Consider the following 17,552-nt stretch of genomic DNA (forward strand, 5'->3'; position numbering starts at 1 on the left):
TTACCCTGCTAAACTTGCCCCGTTTTTCGCCACAGGAGATCGAACACATGAAGGTTAAAAAGGCTGCGCTGCTCGTCGCCGCGCTCGGGTTTCTCGCCACGGGCGCTTACGCTCAGGACGCCGGCACGCTGAAGAAAATCAAGGACACGGGTGTGATCTCGCTGGGGCATCGCGAATCGTCCATTCCGTTTTCCTATTATGACGACAAGCAGAATGTCGTCGGCTACTCGCACGAGTTCTCGCTGAAGGTCGTCGAGGCCGTCAAGCAGAAGCTCGGCATGCAGGATCTGAAGGTCAAGCTCACGCCGATCACCTCGCAGAACCGCATTCCGCTCGTGCAGAACGGCACGGTGGATATCGAGTGCGGCTCGACCACGAACAACGCCGAGCGCCAGCAGCAGGTTTCCTTCTCGAACACGATCTTCGTGATCGGCACGCGCCTCATGACCAAGAAGGATTCGGGCGTGAAGGACTGGGCCGACCTGAAGGGCAAGACCGTCGTGACGACTGCCGGCACCACGTCCGAGCGCCTGCTTCGCAAGATGAATCAGGACAAGAACATGGGCATGAACATCATCAGCGCGAAGGACCACGGCGAGTCGTTCCTGACGCTGTCGACCGGCCGCGCCGTTGCGTTCATGATGGACGATGCGCTGCTCGCCGGCGAGCGCGCCAAGTCGAACAACCCGAACGATTTCGTGATCGTCGGCGCGCCGCAATCGCATGAAGCGTACGGCTGCATGATCCGCAAGAACGATCCCGAGTTCAAGAAGGTCGTCGACGACGCAATCGCCAAGGTCGAAACGTCGGGCGAAGCCGACAAGATCTACAAGAAGTGGTTCGAAAGCCCGATCCCGCCGAAGGGCCTCAACCTCAACTTCCCGGAAAGTGACGACATCAAGGCTCTCTACAAGAGCCCGAATGACAAGGCAATCGACTAACCGGTTCGAGTCTCGAACGAACGAAACGGAAGGAGCTTGCTTCTTCCGTTTCTTTTTGGAGTGAGTCCATGTCTTATCACTGGAACTGGGGCGTCCTGCTGAGTCCGGTTTCGACCGGCGAGCCCACCACCTATCTCGGCTGGCTGATCTCCGGCTTCTGGGTGACGATCACCGTGTCGCTCGCGGCCTGGGTGATCGCGCTCGTGGTCGGCTCGTTGTTCGGCATCTTGCGCACGGTCCCGAATCGCACGCTGGCGGGCATCGGCACCGTCTACGTCGCGATCTTCCGCAATATTCCGCTGATCGTGCAGTTCTTCATCTGGTATCTCGTGATACCGGAATTGCTGCCGCCTTCCATCGGCAACTGGTTCAAGCAACTGCCGCCCTCGGCGCAGTTCTTCTCGTCGTCGATCATCTGTCTCGGGCTGTTCACCGGCGCGCGCGTGTGCGAACAGGTGCGCTCGGGCATCAACGCGCTGCCGCCCGGACAGCGCAACGCGGGCCTCGCGATGGGCTTCACGCAATGGCAGACGTATCGATACGTGCTGATGCCGGTCGCGTACCGCATCATCGTGCCGCCGCTCACGTCGGAATTTCTCAACGTGTTCAAGAACTCGGCGGTGGCGTCGACCATCGGTCTGCTGGACTTGTCCGCGCAGGCGCGTCAGCTCGTCGACTATACGGCGCAGACGTATGAATCGTTCATCGCGGTGACGATCGCCTACATGCTCATCAATCTGGTCGTGATGCAGCTGATGCGCTGGGTCGAAGCGAGAACTCGGCTGCCTGGCTACATCGGAGGCAAGTAATGCATCAGTTCAACTGGAGTGACATCCTTGCGCAGTGGCCCACGCTGATGACGGGCGCCAGGATCACGCTGCAGATCACGGTGCTCGCCATCGTGGTCGGCATCGTGTGGGGCACCGTGCTCGCGCTGTTCCGTCTCTCGGGCGTCAAACCGCTGCAATGGTTCGCGAGCGCGTACGTCACGCTGTTCCGCTCGATCCCGCTCGTGATGGTGCTGCTGTGGTTCTTCCTGATCGTGCCGCAGTTGCTGCAGAACGTGCTCGGGCTGTCGGCGGACATCGACATCCGTCTTGCTTCGGCGATGGTCGCGTTCTCGCTGTTCGAAGCCGCGTACTATTCGGAAATCATTCGCGCCGGCATTCAGGCGGTGCCGCGCGGGCAGGTGAACGCGGCGTTCGCGCTCGGCATGACCTACGGCCAGGCGATGAAGCTCGTCGTGCTGCCGCAGGCGTTCCGTGCGATGGTGCCGCTTCTGCTCACGCAGGCCATCGTCCTGTTTCAGGATACGTCGCTCGTCTACGTCATCAGTCTCGCGGACTTCTTCCGCACGGCGACGAACATCGGGGACCGCGACGGTACGACCGTCGAAATGGTCCTGTTCGCCGGAGCGTGTTATTTCGTGATCTGCGTGGTGGCGTCGGCGCTCGTCAAAAGTCTTCAGAAAAAGGTCGCAAGATGATCTCTATCAAGAATGTTTCCAAGTGGTACGGGCAGTTCCAGGTGCTGACGGACTGCACGACCGAAGTGAAGAAGGGCGAGGTCGTCGTGGTGTGCGGCCCGTCGGGCTCGGGCAAGTCGACGCTCATCAAGACCGTGAACGGCCTGGAGCCGTTCCAGAAGGGCGAGATCACGATCAACGGGCAATCGCTCACCGACAAGAAGACCAATCTGTCGAAGCTGCGCTCGAAGGTCGGCATGGTGTTCCAGCACTTCGAGCTGTTTCCGCATCTGACGATCACGCAGAACCTGACGCTCGCGCAGGTGAAGGTGCTCGGCCGCTCGAACGAGGAAGCGGCGCAAAAGGGCATGAAGCTGCTCGATCGCGTCGGCCTGCGCGCGCATGCGGACAAGTTTCCGGGTCAGCTTTCGGGCGGTCAGCAGCAGCGCGTGGCGATCGCGCGCGCGCTGTCGATGGACCCGATCGCGATGCTCTTCGATGAGCCGACCTCCGCGCTCGACCCCGAGATGATCAACGAAGTGCTCGACGTGATGGTCGAGCTCGCGCAGGAAGGCATGACCATGATGTGCGTGACGCACGAAATGGGCTTCGCGAAGAAGGTGGCGAACCGCGTGATCTTCATGGATCGCGGGCTGATCGTGGAGGACGATCAGAAGGAAGCGTTCTTCGCGAATCCGAAATCGGATCGCGCGAAGGACTTTCTGGCGAAGATTCTGCACTGACCTCGTCGCGAAAAAAAAACGGCGCTTCCGAAACGAAGCGCCGTTTTTTTATTCGATCCCGAGTTCCGATTCCACCGCCGCCGTCGTCTGAATCTCACCGATCTTCAGTGCCGATCCGACGCACGCCTTGGCAAGCGGCTCGGCCGCCTTCTTCGCGATTTCCTCCGGCACCGGGATATTCACCGCGCGCGAGAGATCGCCTTTCTGGAACATCGCGAGATCGCCGGGTGCGAAGCGCGTCCAGGTTTCGTTGTCGGTGAGCGGCGACGTGGCGATCACGGCGACGCGATCTTCCGGCGTCGTGTACTTGGCGAAATCGATCGACATGTCCGCATCGATCAGATGCGCCGTCGAGAACGGCCAGCTACGCACCAGATAGTACAAATGCGTCGAGCAGTGCGAGAACAGCGCCTGCCCGTTCGACATCAGGAAATTGAAGACGCCGTACTGCGTGATGTCGCGGGTGAGTTCTGCGAGCGCCTCGAAGAGTTCGTCGAGCGGCGGCTGCGAGCAGGGAAACGCGCGGCGCAGGCCTTGCAGCAGCGCGCAGAACGCGAGTTCGCTGTCGGTGGTGCCGACCGGCTGATAGACGCCGGAGAGTTCGGGTGCATAGCCTTTCAGATCGCCGTTGTGCGCGAAGATCCAGTGGCGGCCCCACAGTTCGCGCATGAACGGATGACAGTTCTCGAGCAGGATATGCCCCTGCGTCGCCTTGCGGATATGCGCGATCGTGTTCTTGGACTTGATCGGATAGCGCTTCACCATGTCCGCGAGCGGCGAGCTGGCCGACGACTGATGATCGATGAAAAGCCGGCAGGCCTTGTCCTCGAAGAACGCGATGCCCCAGCCGTCCGCATGATGATCCGTGACGCCGCCGCGCGCCGCAAAGCCGGTGAACGAGAACGTCACGTCGGTCGGTTCGGCGCAATTCATTCCGAGAAGTTGGCACATGATGCTGGGGCGGGCGGCTTATGGCCTGTTGTTACAATACGTCCGACAAGCATATCACCGAGGTCGGGCCGAAAAAATCGCGCAACCGCTCATAACCGTGCGCGTTGTGGAATTTCCACGGCGATTTTTCCCTGGCTTCGCGTGGACCTGCGCCATTCCAACGTTCCCCGTCATCACGCCATGTCCGCTACCTCTTCCTCGCTCAATTCGCTCACGATCGCGCGCCCCGACGACTGGCATTTGCACGTGCGCGACGGCGCGACGCTCGCGGCCGTCCTGCCGCACACCGCGCGCCAGTTCGGCCGCGCGATCATCATGCCGAACCTGAAGCCGCCCGTGACGACGACGGAGCTGGCCGCGGCGTACCGCGAGCGCATTCTGGCGGCGCTGCCGAAAGACGGCGCGGCCGCGCGCTTCGAGCCGCTGATGACGCTCTATCTCACCGACAACACGCCGCCCGACGAAATCCGCCGCGCGAAGGCGAGCGGCTTCGTGCACGGCGTGAAGCTGTACCCGGCAGGCGCGACGACCAATTCCGACGCGGGCGTGACCGACCTAGGCAAGTGCGCGAAAACGCTCGAAGCGATGCAGGAAACCGGCATGCCGCTCTTGGTGCACGGCGAAGTGACCGATGGCGACATCGACGTGTTCGATCGCGAAAAAGTGTTCATCGACCGCGTAATGACGCCGCTGCGCCGCGATTTTCCGGCGCTGAAGGTCGTGTTCGAGCACATTACGACGAAGGACGCGGCGGATTACGTGCGCGAAGCGGAAGGGCCGATCGGGGCAACGATCACCGCGCATCATCTGCTCTATAACCGCAACATCATGCTAGTCGGCGGCATGCGGCCGCATTATTACTGCCTGCCGGTGCTCAAGCGCGAGACGCATCGCTTGGCGCTCGTCGAAGCGGCGACGTCCGGCAATCCGCGCTATTTCCTCGGGACGGACAGCGCGCCGCATCCGAAGGGCCTGAAGGAGCATGCGTGCGGCTGCGCGGGGTGCTACACGGCGCTGCACGCGCTCGAGCTCTACGCCGAAGCCTTCGACAAGGCCGGCGCGATCGACAAGCTCGAAGGCTTCGCGAGCTTCCACGGCGCGGACTTCTACGGTCTGCCGCGCAGCGCGGAACGGGTGACGCTGGAACGCGCATCGTGGACGCTGCCCGCCGAATTCACCGCCGGCGACGCGACGATCGTGCCGCTGCGTGGCGGCGAGTCGATCGGCTGGCGCTTCGCGGACGCGCATTAAGCCAGTCGCACGTGAGCGCGGGTTTCGCCGATATCGACTGGGCGCGGCCCTGGCTCGCGCCGATCGAAACGCGCGGCAGGCGCTGGCAGGCGGCCGCGCTCAACGGTTACGCGGACTATCTCGCGGCGTTGAACGAAGACGCGCTCCACGCCGCGCTCGTCACGGGTCGTGGCGAGCGGCTCGCGTTCATCGCGCAGGAAGAGCTGCCGGCGGGCGCGTCCTACGAAGGCCACATCGCGCAGACTGGCCGCGTGCCGACGCGCCACAATCTCCACGATTTCTTCAACGGCTCGATGTGGTTCGCGTATCCGCGCATCAAGGCAGCGCTCAACGCCCGCCAGGCGCAACAGATCGATGCGCTCGGCATCGGTCCGACGCGCGGCGGCGTGCGCGACGCCCTCACGCTCTTCGATGAAAACGCGTTGATCTTCGTCTGCGCGGATGCATCGCTCGCCGATGCGTTGCGCCGCTTCGACTGGCGCATGCTGTTCGTCGTCGAGCGCGCGGCGTGGGGCGCGCGTTGCGAAGCGCGCATCTTCGGACACGCGTTGCTGGAAAAGCTCGTCGCGCCGTACAAGGCGTGCACGGGTCACGCATGGATCGTCGACGTCCCCGCCGACTATTTCTCACTCGACGATGCCGCCCGTCGCGCGCTGATCGACGAACGCGTGGCGCGACGGCTGAACACCGAACCGCTCGATAGCCGCGCGTTTGCGCCGCTGCCGGTGCTGGGCGTGCCGGACTGGTGGCACGCGAACGCAGCGCCCGACTTTTACGACGATACGACCGTCTTCCGGCCGGGCCGCCGCAGCCGCTGATGCTAGAATCGATGCCGCAAAGCGGGCCAGGCAATCGCGGCCTCGACGGTTTCGGCCGAAGAGGGCGAGGAAAGTCCGGACTCCACAGGGCAGGGTGATGGCTAACGGCCATCCGTGGCAACACGCGGAACAGGGCAACAGAAAGCAAACCGCCGATGGCTTCGGGCGCGAGTCCGAAGATCAGGTAAGGGTGAAACGGTGCGGTAAGAGCGCACCGCGGACGTCGCGAGACGCTCCGGCACGGTAACCTCCACCCGGAGCAATTCCAAATAGGCAGGCGCGCATCCTCGCGATGCAGGACGGGGCCCCCGTCCGTCTGCGGGTAGGAAGCTTGAGCGCGTCAGCAATGGCGCGTCTAGAGGAATGATTGCCACGTGCGGTCGGCTTCGGCCGGTCGCGTGCACAGAATCCGGCTTATCGGCCCGCTTTGTCGTCATTCAAAAGAAAAGAGCCGGCGTCTCGCGACGTCGGCTCTTTTTGTTCGGGCTTGGCGCCGCGTCTTACGCTTCGACGATCTCGAACGAATGTGTCAGCTCCGCCGACTTCGCCAGCATGATCGACGCCGAGCAATACTTGTCGTGCGACAGGTTGATCGCGCGCTCGACCGTCGCCGGATTCAGATTCTTGCCGGTCACGGTGAAATGAAAGTGGATCTTGGTGAAAACCTTCGGGTCCTCGCTCGCGCGATCCGCTTTCAGCGTGACCGAGCAGCCCTGGATTTCCTGACGGCTCTTTTTCAGGATCATCACGACGTCGTAGGCCGTGCAGCCGCCCGTGCCAAGCAGCACCATTTCCATCGGGCGCGGCGCGAGATTGCGGCCGCCGCCTTCCGGCGCGCCATCCATATTGACGAGATGGCCGCTTCCCGTTTCGGCGGCGAAGGCCATGCCGTCTTGTCCCATCCAGCTAACTTTGCATTCCATGCTCAGGCTCCAGCTGCTCAGCGCGTCGTTACAGAGGCTTCATTGTAGCGGCTCAGGAAGTTTCGATCCGCCGCTGCTTACGAGCATCTACCGGTTGACGAAGCGAAAATTGGCGCGTGGATTCGGTCGCGGTGGGTTGGAGGACACCCTCTAGAGGCCCTTTTGACCGAAGATTCAGATGGATGGATCGGGTAACGCATTGATTTTACGGTGGAAAATCTAAGAAAAACTACCATATCAGAATTTCGAATTATGAAATTCATTTTCACCATGCAAATCTTCTTGCCTTGCAGCATGACCGTGCCTATACTCGTTCCTGTCTCCTCCACCTCCTCCTTGGTGGATTAAGCCCGAGCCACCGTTTGCTCGGGCTTTTTTTCGTCCATACGCCGCGTGAAGCAAAGCTTTGACGTCGCGCTCGAAATCCCTTTATAATTCAAAGTTCTCTTCGCCCTACGCCCGCGGAGAGAAGCTTGTGAGAGCCTGCACGCGTCCTGAACGCACCCATATAAGCAGGGCCGAACAAGTCAAAGCTCAAGGGCAGATCAATTTTTTGGATCGATCATGAAGACGTTTTCCGCAAAAGCCGAAGAGGTGACGCGCGAATGGTACGTGATTGACGCGACGGATAAGGTTCTCGGCCGTGTCGCCAGCGAAGTGGCACGCCGTCTTCGCGGCAAACACAAGCCTGAATTCACTCCGCACGTCGACACTGGTGATTTCATCATCATCGTCAATGCTGCCAAGCTGAAGGTCACCGGCAACAAGACCACGGACAAGAAGTACTATCGTCACTCGGGCTACCCGGGCGGCATTTACGAAACGACGTTCGGCAAGATGCAAGAGCGTTTCCCGGGCCGTGCGCTCGAGAAGGCTGTCAAGGGCATGCTTCCGAAGGGTCCGCTCGGCTACGCGATGATCAAGAAGCTCAAGGTCTACGCCGAAGCAACGCATCCGCATACGGCTCAACAGCCTAAAGCGCTCGAGATCTAAGGGGAGCCCACATGATCGGTAACTGGAACTACGGTACGGGCCGCCGCAAGAGCGCCGTCGCTCGCGTCTTCATCAAGTCGGGCAAGGGCGAGATCATCGTCAATGGCAAGCCCATCGCCGACTATTTCTCGCGCGAAACGTCGCTGATGATCGTGCGTCAACCGCTGGAACTCACGAACCACGGCACCACGTTCGACATCAAAGTCAACGTGAATGGCGGCGGTGAAACGGGTCAGGCAGGCGCGGTTCGCCACGGCATCACGCGCGCGCTAATGGACTACGACGCAACGCTCAAGTCGCAGCTGTCGAACGCTGGCTTCGTCACCCGCGACGCGCGTGAAGTGGAACGTAAGAAGGTCGGTTTCCACAAGGCACGCCGCAGGAAGCAATTCTCGAAGCGTTAAGCGCTTCGGTTTCGCCGCCCCGGGTCTCCCGGTTCGCTGGCGAAGCTGCTGCAAAAGCCGCCCGCACCTTGGTGCCGGCGGCTTTTTCGCTTCGGCGCGGCGGAATCGGGGCATCTTGGATCTGCATATAGCCCATTGATTTTATGGACATTCGGCACGATATTGAGATCAGCCCTACAATAGCGGTTAGAAGCTTAATTGGAGAGTTCGAATGAGCGCTGTCAGCGACACCCCCACGACCGAAATGCCGATGCCGTTCGTCTTCACCGACGCGGCTGCGGAGAAGGTCAAGCAATTGATCGACGAAGAAGGCAATCCGGAACTGAAGCTGCGCGTGTTCGTGCAGGGCGGCGGATGCTCGGGTTTCCAGTACGGCTTCACGTTCGACGAAGACGTCAACGAAGACGATACCGTACTGGACAAGGCGGGCGTGCAACTGCTCGTCGACTCGATGAGCTATCAGTATCTCGTAGGCGCGGAGATCGACTATAAGGACGACCTCAACGGCGCCCAGTTCGTCATCAAGAATCCGAACGCCACCACGACCTGCGGTTGCGGTTCGTCGTTCTCGGTCTGAGCACGAATCAGTCGATGTAAGCGAAACGGAGCCTTCGGGCTCCGTTTTTGTTTGGTGCGCGGCCTAGTCCTAGTGCGGATAGATCGCGCCGAGCACGCGCGCGCCCGACGCACCCGTCACCGTGGGCAGATTGCCCGGCTCGCGCGCGACGCAGCGCATCGCGAGCCACGCGAAGGCGAATGCTTCCACTTGCTGCGGCGGCACGCCGAGCGCCTCGGTGGTCATGACCGGCACGCCGGCGACGCCGCCATCTTCCAGCGCCTGCTGCAGCATCTTCATCAGCACCGGATTGCGCGCGCCGCCGCCGCACACGTACACGGCGCGCGTGTCCGATGCGTGACGCGCGATCTCGCGGGCGACCGTCGTCGCGGTGAGGGCGGTGAGCGTCGCCTGGACATCGGCGGGGGCGAGGTTCGGGAAGGCGGCGAGTTTCGCATCCATCCACGCGGGATTGAACAGGTCGCGGCCCGTGCTCTTCGGCGGCGTCAGGTCGAAAAACGGTTCGTCGAGCAGGGCGTCGAGCAGCGGCCGATGCACTGCGCCTTGTGCCGCGAATTGCCCGCCATCGTCGTAGGGTCTTTGCAGATGACGCAACGCCCATTCATCGATCAGCGCGTTCGCCGGGCCGCAATCGAAACCGCGCACCTCGCCGCTCGCCGACAGAATCGTGATGTTGCTGATGCCGCCGAGATTGCACACGACGCGCGTCTCGTTCGGCGCGCCGAACATCGTCGCGTGGAACGCGGGCACGAGCGGCGCGCCCTGACCGCCCGCGGCGACATCGCGGCTGCGGAAATCAGCGACCACGTCGATGCTGGTCATCTCCGCGAGCAGCGCGGGATTGTTGATCTGCCGCGTGAAACCCTTTTCCGGCCGATGCCGCACCGTCTGCCCATGCACGCCGATCGCGCGCACCTTGGTCGACGAATAGCCGCTCATGCTCTGCAATTCGTGACAGCAGACCGCGTAGCGCGTGGCGAGCGCATTGGCCGCGAGCGCCGCGCGTTCGATCTCGTTGTCGCCGGGCGACTGCAATTCGAACAGCGCGTCGCGCAAGCCTTTCGAGAAGGACACATGCGCTTCGCCGAGCACAACCGGCGGCTTGCCCGTCGCGAATTGCACCGCGACGCCATCGACGCCGTCCATGCTGGTGCCGGACATCAAACCGAAGTACACGCCGTCCGCCTTGCCGGTTTCGATTGCTTCGGTCTTCTTTCCCACGCTGCTCTCCTCTTCGATGCGCCGTTGCCGGGTTTCGTCCAAGCGGCGATTATCCGCGTTATGGACCGAATCGTTAAGATGCGTCTGAAGGCCATCCGCATCGCACGGCACGTCCGATGCGCCGAAAGCCGCGTAAAACGGCTCGAAACGACACGAAAAGGCGCGAGCGGCGACGTCATCGCGTAAAATCCTGAGCCTGAACAAGCAATTGCGCGTGATTTCGTCATTTTCCGCGCGCGCCGTCCCTGCCGGCCAGGCCGGACCGCAACGACGGCATCGAGGCCATATTGCGCCGCCGATCCGCCTGCCATCGAACCCTTTTGACTTCACAAGCCGCAAGCATGACCACTGATTCCAACGCTTCTTCCGCGCCCGCGCCGCAGAGCTTTCCGATCACCGACGACGTGAAGAACGCGCTCGCCATCGCAAAGCGCGGCTGCGACGAACTGCTGATCGAAGACGAATTCGCGCAAAAGCTCGCGAGGAGCGCCGCGACGGGCAAACCGCTGCGCATCAAGCTCGGTCTCGATCCGACGGCGCCCGACATTCACATCGGCCATACGGTCGTGCTGAACAAGATGCGTCAGTTGCAGGACCTCGGCCACCAGGTGATTTTTCTGATCGGCGATTTCACGTCGCTGATCGGCGACCCGTCGGGGCGCAACGCGACGCGTCCGCCGCTTACGCGCGAGCAGATCGAAAACAACGCGAAGACCTATTTCGAGCAGGCGGCGCTCGTGCTGGATCGCGAGAAGACCGAAATTCGCTACAACAGCGAATGGTCGATGCCGCTCGGCGCCGACGGCATGATCAAGTTGGCGTCGCGCTACACGGTCGCGCGCATTCTGGAGCGCGAGGACTTCACGAAGCGCTTTCAGGGCGGCGTGCCGATCTCCATCCACGAATTCCTGTACCCGCTGATGCAGGGCTACGACTCCGTCGCGCTGAACGCGGACCTCGAACTCGGCGGCACGGACCAGAAGTTCAACCTGCTCGTCGGCCGCGAATTGCAGAAGCAGTACGGCCAGGAACAGCAGTGCATTTTGACGATGCCGCTGCTCGAAGGTCTCGACGGCGTCGAGAAGATGTCGAAGTCGAAGCACAATTACGTGGGCATCAGCGAAAAGCCGACCGACATGTTCGGCAAGCTGATGAGCATTTCGGACGTGCTGATGTGGCGTTACTTCGAATTGCTGTCGTTCCGCAGTATCGAGGAGATCGCGCGTTTCAGGCAGGAAGCCGAAGGCGGCCGCAATCCGCGCGACTTCAAGGTGATGCTCGCGCAGGAGATCGTCGCGCGCTTCCACTCGTCGACGGATGCCGAGCGCGCGCTCGACGACTTCAACCATCGCGCGAAGGGCGGCGTGCCCGAGGATATTCCTTCGGTGACGCTCGCTGGCGCGCCGATCGCGATCGGCCAGTTGCTCAAGCAGGCGGGTCTCGTGCCGTCGACGAGCGAGGCGCTGCGCAACATCGAGCAGGGCGGCGTGAAGATCGACGGCGCGACCGTCTCCGACAAGGGCCTGAAGATCGAGGCGGGCGAGTTCGTCGTGCAGGTGGGCAAGCGCCGCTTCGCGCGCGTCACGCTGACTGCCTGACCCGATGATCGCGCTCATTCAGCGTGTCAAGCGCGCCGATGTGCACGTGGGCGAGCGCGTGACGGGCGCGATCGACGCGGGCCTGCTCGCGCTGGTCTGCGCCGAGCGCGGCGACAACGAAGCCGCCGCCGACAAGCTCCTCGCGAAGATGCTCGCCTACCGCGTGTTCAGCGACGCCGCCGGCAAGATGAACCTGTCTGTGTCGAACATGGATGGCGCGGGTCGCGCGGGCGGCGTTCTGCTGGTATCGCAATTCACGCTCGCCGCCGATACATCGAGCGGCCTGCGTCCGAGCTTCACGCCCGCCGCGCCGCCCGACGAAGGCAAGCGGCTCTTCGACTACTTCGTCGGGCAGGCGCGCGCGAAGCATCCCATCGTAGAGACGGGCGAGTTCGGCGCGGAGATGCAGGTCTCTCTCGTGAACGACGGACCGGTCACTTTCTGGCTTCAGGTACGTCCATGACGACTCAGGTTCTTTTCATCCGGCACGGCGAAACCGACTGGAATCGCATCAAGCGCATTCAGGGGCATATCGACATTCCGTTGTCCGAGCATGGTTTCCTGCAAGCGGAACAACTCGGTCAACGCCTCGCGCGCGAAGGCCGGATCGATGCCGTGTATTCCAGCGATCTGCAACGCGCGCAGCAGACGGCGCGTCCTTTCGCGGATGCACTCGGGCTCGAATTGCGTTTATCGGAAAGATTGCGCGAGCGGTTCTACGGCGCGTTTCAGGGCCACGACAGCGACGAGATCAACGACAAGTTTCCCGCCGAATATGTCGAATGGCAGACGCGCGATCCCGGTTTCGCACCGCCCGGCGACGGCGAATCGCAGCGCGTGTTCTATCACCGTGTAGTGCACGCGATGGAGCCGATCGTCGCCGCGCATCCGGGCGGACGTATCGCCGTGGTCGCGCATGGCGGCGTGCTTGACTGCATCTATCGGTTCGCGATGAAGCTGTCGCTGCACGAGCCGCGCAACTGGCCGCTGCTCAATTGCAGCGTCAATGTGGTGGACTACGCGGATGGTGGGGCAACGGTCGTGTCGTGGGGCGATGTCACGCATCTGTCCACGGATACCGACGACGACAATCTGCGCAAGCGCGCCTAGCCGTTACTCGTATCCCAGAGATCGCGGATAGGGCCCGCATCGGGCGCCGCGATGCCGAAGTGCCGATACGTGAGCATCGTCGCGACGCGTCCGCGTGGCGTGCGCTGCAGGAAGCCTTGCTGGATCAGATACGGCTCCAGCACGTCCTCGATCGTGTCGCGCTCCTCGCCGATGGCCGCAGCGAGATTGTCCACGCCGACCGGACCGCCATCGAACTTGTGCAGGATCGCTTCGAGCAGCTTGCGGTCCATCAGGTCGAAGCCGACGGGATCGACGTCGAGCATCTTCAGCGCGCGGTCGGCGACATCGGCGGAAATCATGCCGTCCGCCTTCACTTCGGCGTAATCGCGCACGCGCCGCAGCAGGCGATTCGCGATCCGAGGTGTGCCGCGCGAACGCTTCGCGATTTCCAGCGCGCCTTCGGGCACGATTTCGGCCTTCAGCAGCGACGCCGAACGCGCCACGATGCGCGCCAGTTCGCTCGCGTTGTAAAACTCCAGCCGCGACACGATGCCGAAGCGATCGCGCAGCGGATTCGTCAGCATGCCCGCGCGCGTGGTCGCGCCGACGAGCGTGAACGGTTGCAGATCCAGCTTCACGCTGCGCGCGGCCGGCCCTTCGCCGATCATGATGTCGATCTGATAATCCTCGAGCGCCGGATACAGGATTTCCTCGACGACCGGCGAAAGCCGGTGAATTTCGTCGATGAACAGCACGTCGTTCGCTTCGAGATTGGTGAGCAGCGCGGCGAGATCGCCTGCGCGCTCCAGCACTGGCCCCGACGTCTGCCGCAGATTCACGCCCATTTCCCGCGCGATGATATGCGCGAGCGTCGTCTTGCCGAGACCCGGCGGTCCGAACAGCAGCACGTGATCGAGCGCCTCGGAACGACGCTTCGCCGCTTCGATGAAGATTTCGAGCTGGCCGCGCGCTTTTTCCTGCCCGATGTATTCATCGAGCTTGTGCGGACGCAGCGCGCGCTCGAACGCTTCCTCGTTCGGCGAGACGGGCTTGGCCGTGATGACGCGTTCGGCGGCGAGTTTGTCGGTTTCGATCATGGGTCGATTGTACAGCGAGGTTTCGCGTGGAGAAGCTGGCCGAATGGGTGAATGGCGGGCAGTGCAAATGGGCGGCAGAGTCTGCACGTTCCATACGACGCTGCGCACAGCAACGAGACATGCCGCTCTACGACAACGGTTTATATCTGATCCAGGTGAATCTGGAGGAATTGCAACAGGGCCGGAGAGTATTGGCCGTTCCCATCGGTCGCTTGACCAGCGTGCAGCATCAAGCCGTCAATTCGCACAGCCTGGCTCACGAGTTGCCAAAATTGGGCGACCCGGAGATCGTTTTCATCGGCAGACATGTTCACGAGAGTCGTATCGCGCGGGACAGCTACAGCGTCGGCGACGTTCTCACGCAGATCACGAGCGCGCTGGACGCGGAATCGGTCGTTGCGTCGTCCCGGAAAATGACCGCGCTGGATGCGCCGGCGCGTCGAACGGATGGCTACGGGAACGAGGTGCGAGACGGGGCGATACTCGAACTGACGCAGCGCAAACCGCGCGCAGAGCTTTACTCAGTCATTCCGAAGGGCGACATCCGCAAGCCGCCTGTGCGTTGAAAAAGAAAAAGGCCGCTCGAAAGCGGCCTTGAATGCTCTGAAGCGTTCGCCCGGGTAACTTGAAACCTCCGGCGCACCAACGCTCCAGGTCACTATCTTAGCATCGATTCGAACCGTACCGTTCACCCCTTCGAAAGCGCCTTCAACGCCATCTTGATGCCCTCGGACACACCGGTTCCCGCCGGCACGTTCTTGATCGCCGTGAGCGCTTCCTTCTCGGAATAGCCGAGCGCGAGCAGCGCATTGAGAATGTCGGACGCGTGATCCGACTGCGAGACCGTGCCCGCAATGGCGCCGAGATCCGCGCCGAGCTTGCCCTTCAGTTCCAGCAGCAGACGCTCCGCCGTCTTCTTGCCGATGCCCGGCACGCGCGTGAGGCGCGCGGCGTCCTGCGTCGTCACGGTCTGCGAGAGCTCATGCACGCTCATGCCCGAGAGCACCGCCAGCGCCATGCGCGCGCCGATGCCGCTGATCTTCAGCAGCTCGCGGAACGTCGAGCGCTCCTGCGCGGTGAGAAAGCCGTACAGCAGATGCGCGTCCTCGCGCACGATCAGTTGCGTGAGCAACACGACCTTTTCGCCGGCATTCGGCAGGTTATAGAACGTGCTCATCGGCACGTCGATTTCGTAGCCGACGCCGTTGCAGTCGACGAGCAGGTGCGGCGGATTTTTTTCCAGCAGAACGCCGGCGATACGACCGATCATGTGTTCGAGCCAAGAGAGAAGAAGTGTAATTAGCCGATGAGCCGTCCGCGCCGCACGCGCAAGCCTTTCTTCGCAAGCCCCGGCGCGATGCCGCCGAGCGCCGCGAGGCCCGTGCCGCCGTGCGCGTGACAGATGGCCATGCCGAGCGCGTCGGCGGCGTCGGTGCTGGGCACGCCGGAGAGGCTCAGAAGCCGCACGACCATCTGCTGCATCTGCTCCTTCGTCGCGCGTCCGTAGCCGACGACAGCCTGCTTCAATTGCAACGCCGTGTACTCGGCCACCGGCACGCCGCTCGCGACGAGCCCGCAAATGGCCGCGCCGCGCGCCTGGCCAAGCAGCAACGTGGATTGCGGATTGACGTTGACGAAGACCTTTTCGATCGCGGCCTGATCCGGATTGTGTTGCGCGACGAGCGTCGAGATACCGCTGAAAATCGTGTTGAGACGCGAAGGCAGATCCGCATCGGCCGTCTTGATGACGCCGCTCGTCACGTAATTGAGCGTGTGCCCCGTCTTGTCGATGATGCCGAAGCCCGTGACGCGCAGGCCGGGGTCGATGCCTAGGATTCTCATTCGTTCGCGATGCGCCTGTGCAAATCAAAAAGGCCTGTTTGCGCCGCGTTCGGCGCAAACAGGCCAATCTTAAATGAACCCGCAGTGATTAATGGCGGAAATGACGCGTGCCGGTGAGGATCATCGCGACATTGTGCTCGTCGGCGGCGGCGATCACTTCGTCGTCGCGCATCGAGCCGCCCGGCTGGATCACGCAGGTCGCGCCCGCGTTCACGACGACATCGAGGCCGTCGCGGAACGGGAAGAACGCATCCGACGCCACCGCCGAGCCGTTCAGCGTCAGACCGGCGTTCTGCGCCTTGATGCCTGCGATGCGCGCCGAATCCACGCGGCTCATCTGGCCCGCGCCGACGCCGAGCGTCATGCCGCCGCCGCAGAACACGATCGCGTTCGACTTCACGTACTTCGCCACGCGCCACGCGAACATCAGATCGTCCATTTCCTTGGGCGTCGGATGGCGCTTCGTCACGACGCGCAGTTCGTGCGGCTGCACGTTCTTCGCATCGAGCGACTGCACCAGCAGCCCGCCGCCGACGCGCTTCAGATCGAACGCGTTGTGACCGTCGCCGAGCGCGATTTGCAGGAGACGCACGTTCTGCTTCGCCGTGAACACGGCGCGCGCGGCTTCGCTGAATGACGGTGCGATCAGCACTTCGACGAACTGCTTCGCGACAGCCTGCGCGGCGGCTTCGTCGACTTCGCGATTGAACGCGATGATGCCGCCGAACGCGGAGGTCGGATCCGTCTGGAACGCCTTCGCGTACGCTTCGGCCGCGTTCGCGCCGACCGCGACGCCGCACGGATTCGCGTGCTTGATGATGACGCAGGCGGGCGCATCGAACGTCTTCACGCACTCCCACGCGGCGTCCGAATCGGCGATGTTGTTGTACGAGAGTTCCTTGCCTTGCAACTGTTCGTAGTTCGCGAGCGCGCCGGCGGGCACGGACAGGTCGCGGTAGAACGCCGCGCTCTGATGCGGGTTCTCGCCGTAGCGCAGGTCCTGCACCTTCTCGAACGCCATGTTGAAGGTCGCCGGATACGTGTTGCGGCTCGAATGCTGCAGCTCTTCGGTGAGGCTCGTCAGATAGTTCGTGATCGCGCCGTCATATTGCGCGGTGTGCGCAAACACCTTGGTCGCGAGACGGAAGTTCGTCTTGTAGCCGACGGCGTTCTTGTTCGCGCGCATTTCGTCGAGCACGGCGGCGTAGTCAGCCGGATCGACGACGACCGTCACGTCGCGATGATTCTTCGCCGCTGAGCGCAGCATCGTCGGCCCGCCGATATCGATGTTCTCGATCGCGTCTTCCAGCGAGCACTTCTCCTTCGACACCGTTTCGACGAACGGATACAGATTCACGACCAGCAAATCGATGGTCGGAATGTCGTGTTTCTCGAGCGCGGCCATGTGCTCGGGCAGGTCGCGGCGCGCGAGAATGCCGCCGTGAACCTTCGGATGCAGCGTCTTCACGCGCCCGTCGAGCATTTCCGGAAAGCCGGTGTAGTCGGCGACCTCGGTCACGGGCAGGCCCGCGTCGGCGAGCAGTTTCGCGGTGCCGCCGGTCGAGAGGAGCTTGACGCCGAGTTCCGACAGCGATTTGGCGAAATCGACGATGCCGGATTTGTCGGAAACGGAGAGGAGCGCTTGCTTGATCATGAT

At 62.5% G+C, this 17,552-nt stretch carries 20 protein-coding genes and 1 other RNA gene; 14 read left to right on the plus strand and 7 right to left on the minus strand.

The features are described 5' to 3' along the window. The first annotated feature begins 47 nt into the window (after window positions 1–47). The 4 genes from BTHE68_RS01535 to BTHE68_RS01550 all read left to right on the plus strand — a co-directional run bounded on the left by BTHE68_RS01535 (window position 48) and on the right by BTHE68_RS01550 (window position 3,149). Window positions 48–941, plus strand: a complete 894-nt coding sequence (locus tag BTHE68_RS01535) for a glutamate/aspartate ABC transporter substrate-binding protein (protein ID WP_061172772.1) — start codon at window positions 48–50, stop codon at window positions 939–941. A gap of 68 nt (window positions 942–1,009) precedes the next feature. Further along, the gene (locus BTHE68_RS01540) at window positions 1,010–1,750 is read left to right on the plus strand and encodes an amino acid ABC transporter permease (protein WP_162064846.1); all 741 of its coding nucleotides are present in this window, start codon (window positions 1,010–1,012) and stop codon (window positions 1,748–1,750) included. Then, entirely contained in the window at window positions 1,750–2,427 is a 678-nt protein-coding gene (gene gltK, locus BTHE68_RS01545; protein ID WP_162064847.1) for a glutamate/aspartate ABC transporter permease GltK, read from the plus strand. The genes BTHE68_RS01540 and gltK overlap by 1 nt, the downstream gene beginning before the upstream one ends. Beyond that, window positions 2,424–3,149: an amino acid ABC transporter ATP-binding protein gene (locus tag BTHE68_RS01550; RefSeq protein WP_162064848.1), complete on the plus strand. Its 726-nt coding sequence runs from the start codon at window positions 2,424–2,426 to the stop codon at window positions 3,147–3,149. The genes gltK and BTHE68_RS01550 overlap by 4 nt, the downstream gene beginning before the upstream one ends. 48 nt (window positions 3,150–3,197) lie before the next feature. Here the strand turns inward: BTHE68_RS01550 and BTHE68_RS01555 are convergent, their stop codons facing one another. Next, a complete protein-coding gene (locus BTHE68_RS01555; RefSeq protein ID WP_162064849.1) occupies window positions 3,198–4,100 on the minus strand; it encodes a class II glutamine amidotransferase in 903 nt (300 codons plus the stop codon). Window positions 4,101–4,280: 180 nt separating this feature from the next. On the opposite strand from BTHE68_RS01555, the gene pyrC reads away from it, so the two are divergent. The 3 genes from pyrC to rnpB all read left to right on the plus strand — a co-directional run bounded on the left by pyrC (window position 4,281) and on the right by rnpB (window position 6,602). Further along, on the plus strand, window positions 4,281–5,351 hold the full coding sequence (gene pyrC / locus BTHE68_RS01560) for a dihydroorotase (RefSeq protein WP_162064850.1): 1,071 nt from the start codon (window positions 4,281–4,283) through the stop codon (window positions 5,349–5,351). Window positions 5,352–5,362: 11 nt separating this feature from the next. After that, on the plus strand, window positions 5,363–6,169 hold the full coding sequence (locus BTHE68_RS01565; protein WP_162064851.1) for a DUF3025 domain-containing protein: 807 nt from the start codon (window positions 5,363–5,365) through the stop codon (window positions 6,167–6,169). Window positions 6,170–6,187: 18 nt separating this feature from the next. After that, window positions 6,188–6,602, plus strand: an RNA gene (gene rnpB, locus BTHE68_RS01570) — RNase P RNA component class A. Window positions 6,603–6,669: 67 nt separating this feature from the next. Here the strand turns inward: rnpB and BTHE68_RS01575 are convergent. Next, window positions 6,670–7,092: an OsmC family protein gene (locus tag BTHE68_RS01575; RefSeq protein WP_014190403.1), complete on the minus strand. Its 423-nt coding sequence runs from the start codon at window positions 7,090–7,092 to the stop codon at window positions 6,670–6,672. Window positions 7,093–7,656: 564 nt separating this feature from the next. Here BTHE68_RS01575 and rplM point away from each other — a divergent pair. The 3 genes from rplM (at window position 7,657) to erpA (ending at window position 9,066) form a co-directional block, all read left to right on the plus strand. Further along, window positions 7,657–8,085 (plus strand): 50S ribosomal protein L13, encoded by a 429-nt coding sequence (rplM, locus tag BTHE68_RS01580; protein WP_061172779.1) that lies wholly within the window; start codon window positions 7,657–7,659, stop codon window positions 8,083–8,085. 11 nt (window positions 8,086–8,096) lie between these two features. Then, on the plus strand, window positions 8,097–8,489 hold the full coding sequence (rpsI, locus tag BTHE68_RS01585) for a 30S ribosomal protein S9 (protein ID WP_035497678.1): 393 nt from the start codon (window positions 8,097–8,099) through the stop codon (window positions 8,487–8,489). Between the two features lie 211 nt (window positions 8,490–8,700). Beyond that, entirely contained in the window at window positions 8,701–9,066 is a 366-nt protein-coding gene (gene erpA, locus BTHE68_RS01590) for an iron-sulfur cluster insertion protein ErpA (RefSeq protein WP_162064852.1), read from the plus strand. 69 nt (window positions 9,067–9,135) lie between these two features. Here the strand turns inward: erpA and BTHE68_RS01595 are convergent, their stop codons facing one another. Then, window positions 9,136–10,266 carry an anhydro-N-acetylmuramic acid kinase gene (locus BTHE68_RS01595; protein WP_162066737.1) on the minus strand — a complete coding sequence of 377 codons (1,131 nt, stop codon included), beginning with the start codon at window positions 10,264–10,266 and terminating at the stop codon, window positions 9,136–9,138. A 362-nt stretch (window positions 10,267–10,628) separates the two neighbouring features. Between BTHE68_RS01595 and tyrS the strand changes: the two genes are divergently transcribed. Genes tyrS through BTHE68_RS01610 form a run of 3 tightly spaced genes read left to right on the plus strand, consistent with a single transcriptional unit; the run spans window position 10,629 to window position 12,995 of the window. Next, window positions 10,629–11,885: a tyrosine--tRNA ligase gene (tyrS, locus tag BTHE68_RS01600; protein ID WP_162064853.1), complete on the plus strand. Its 1,257-nt coding sequence runs from the start codon at window positions 10,629–10,631 to the stop codon at window positions 11,883–11,885. A gap of 4 nt (window positions 11,886–11,889) precedes the next feature. Then, the gene (dtd, locus tag BTHE68_RS01605) at window positions 11,890–12,348 is read left to right on the plus strand and encodes a D-aminoacyl-tRNA deacylase (protein ID WP_162064854.1); all 459 of its coding nucleotides are present in this window, start codon (window positions 11,890–11,892) and stop codon (window positions 12,346–12,348) included. Then, complete coding sequence (locus BTHE68_RS01610) at window positions 12,345–12,995, plus strand: histidine phosphatase family protein (RefSeq protein ID WP_162064855.1); 651 nt, start codon at window positions 12,345–12,347, stop codon at window positions 12,993–12,995. Before dtd ends, BTHE68_RS01610 begins: the two co-directional genes overlap by 4 nt. Here BTHE68_RS01610 and ruvB read toward each other — a convergent pair. Beyond that, window positions 12,992–14,053 (minus strand): Holliday junction branch migration DNA helicase RuvB, encoded by a 1,062-nt coding sequence (ruvB, locus tag BTHE68_RS01615; protein WP_061172784.1) that lies wholly within the window; start codon window positions 14,051–14,053, stop codon window positions 12,992–12,994. The two genes, BTHE68_RS01610 and ruvB, sit on opposite strands and share 4 nt — an antisense overlap. A 26-nt stretch (window positions 14,054–14,079) precedes the next feature. Here ruvB and BTHE68_RS36545 point away from each other — a divergent pair, with 26 nt between their 5' ends. Beyond that, window positions 14,080–14,619 (plus strand): hypothetical protein, encoded by a 540-nt coding sequence (locus BTHE68_RS36545; protein WP_232077890.1) that lies wholly within the window; start codon window positions 14,080–14,082, stop codon window positions 14,617–14,619. A 122-nt stretch (window positions 14,620–14,741) separates the two neighbouring features. Here the strand turns inward: BTHE68_RS36545 and ruvA are convergent, their stop codons facing one another. The 3 genes from ruvA to purH form a co-directional block, all read right to left on the minus strand. Then, entirely contained in the window at window positions 14,742–15,323 is a 582-nt protein-coding gene (ruvA, locus tag BTHE68_RS01625; RefSeq protein WP_061172785.1) for a Holliday junction branch migration protein RuvA, read from the minus strand. A gap of 29 nt (window positions 15,324–15,352) precedes the next feature. Beyond that, window positions 15,353–15,895 carry a crossover junction endodeoxyribonuclease RuvC gene (gene ruvC / locus BTHE68_RS01630; RefSeq protein WP_162064856.1) on the minus strand — a complete coding sequence of 181 codons (543 nt, stop codon included), beginning with the start codon at window positions 15,893–15,895 and terminating at the stop codon, window positions 15,353–15,355. Between the two features lie 88 nt (window positions 15,896–15,983). Beyond that, window positions 15,984–17,549: a bifunctional phosphoribosylaminoimidazolecarboxamide formyltransferase/IMP cyclohydrolase gene (gene purH, locus BTHE68_RS01635; RefSeq protein WP_162064857.1), complete on the minus strand. Its 1,566-nt coding sequence runs from the start codon at window positions 17,547–17,549 to the stop codon at window positions 15,984–15,986. Between the last annotated feature and the right edge of the window lie 3 nt (window positions 17,550–17,552).

The sequence above is a fragment of the Burkholderia sp. THE68 genome, assembly GCF_009938265.1.
In the GTDB taxonomy this organism is placed as follows: domain Bacteria; phylum Pseudomonadota; class Gammaproteobacteria; order Burkholderiales; family Burkholderiaceae; genus Caballeronia.

Coding starts and splice junctions, on each gene's coding strand:
- BTHE68_RS01535 (WP_061172772.1), top strand. CDS start 48: ATGAAGGTTAAAAAGGCTGCGCTGCTCGTCGCCGCGCTCGGGTTTCTC.
- BTHE68_RS01540 (WP_162064846.1), top strand. CDS start 1,010: ATGTCTTATCACTGGAACTGGGGCGTCCTGCTGAGTCCGGTTTCGACC.
- gltK (WP_162064847.1), top strand. CDS start 1,750: ATGCATCAGTTCAACTGGAGTGACATCCTTGCGCAGTGGCCCACGCTG.
- BTHE68_RS01550 (WP_162064848.1), top strand. CDS start 2,424: ATGATCTCTATCAAGAATGTTTCCAAGTGGTACGGGCAGTTCCAGGTG.
- BTHE68_RS01555 (WP_162064849.1), bottom strand. CDS start 4,100: ATGTGCCAACTTCTCGGAATGAATTGCGCCGAACCGACCGACGTGACG.
- pyrC (WP_162064850.1), top strand. CDS start 4,281: ATGTCCGCTACCTCTTCCTCGCTCAATTCGCTCACGATCGCGCGCCCC.
- BTHE68_RS01575 (WP_014190403.1), bottom strand. CDS start 7,092: ATGGAATGCAAAGTTAGCTGGATGGGACAAGACGGCATGGCCTTCGCC.
- rplM (WP_061172779.1), top strand. CDS start 7,657: ATGAAGACGTTTTCCGCAAAAGCCGAAGAGGTGACGCGCGAATGGTAC.
- rpsI (WP_035497678.1), top strand. CDS start 8,097: ATGATCGGTAACTGGAACTACGGTACGGGCCGCCGCAAGAGCGCCGTC.
- erpA (WP_162064852.1), top strand. CDS start 8,701: ATGAGCGCTGTCAGCGACACCCCCACGACCGAAATGCCGATGCCGTTC.
- tyrS (WP_162064853.1), top strand. CDS start 10,629: ATGACCACTGATTCCAACGCTTCTTCCGCGCCCGCGCCGCAGAGCTTT.
- dtd (WP_162064854.1), top strand. CDS start 11,890: ATGATCGCGCTCATTCAGCGTGTCAAGCGCGCCGATGTGCACGTGGGC.
- BTHE68_RS01610 (WP_162064855.1), top strand. CDS start 12,345: ATGACGACTCAGGTTCTTTTCATCCGGCACGGCGAAACCGACTGGAAT.
- ruvB (WP_061172784.1), bottom strand. CDS start 14,053: ATGATCGAAACCGACAAACTCGCCGCCGAACGCGTCATCACGGCCAAG.
- ruvA (WP_061172785.1), bottom strand. CDS start 15,323: ATGATCGGTCGTATCGCCGGCGTTCTGCTGGAAAAAAATCCGCCGCAC.
- ruvC (WP_162064856.1), bottom strand. CDS start 15,895: ATGAGAATCCTAGGCATCGACCCCGGCCTGCGCGTCACGGGCTTCGGC.
- purH (WP_162064857.1), bottom strand. CDS start 17,549: ATGATCAAGCAAGCGCTCCTCTCCGTTTCCGACAAATCCGGCATCGTC.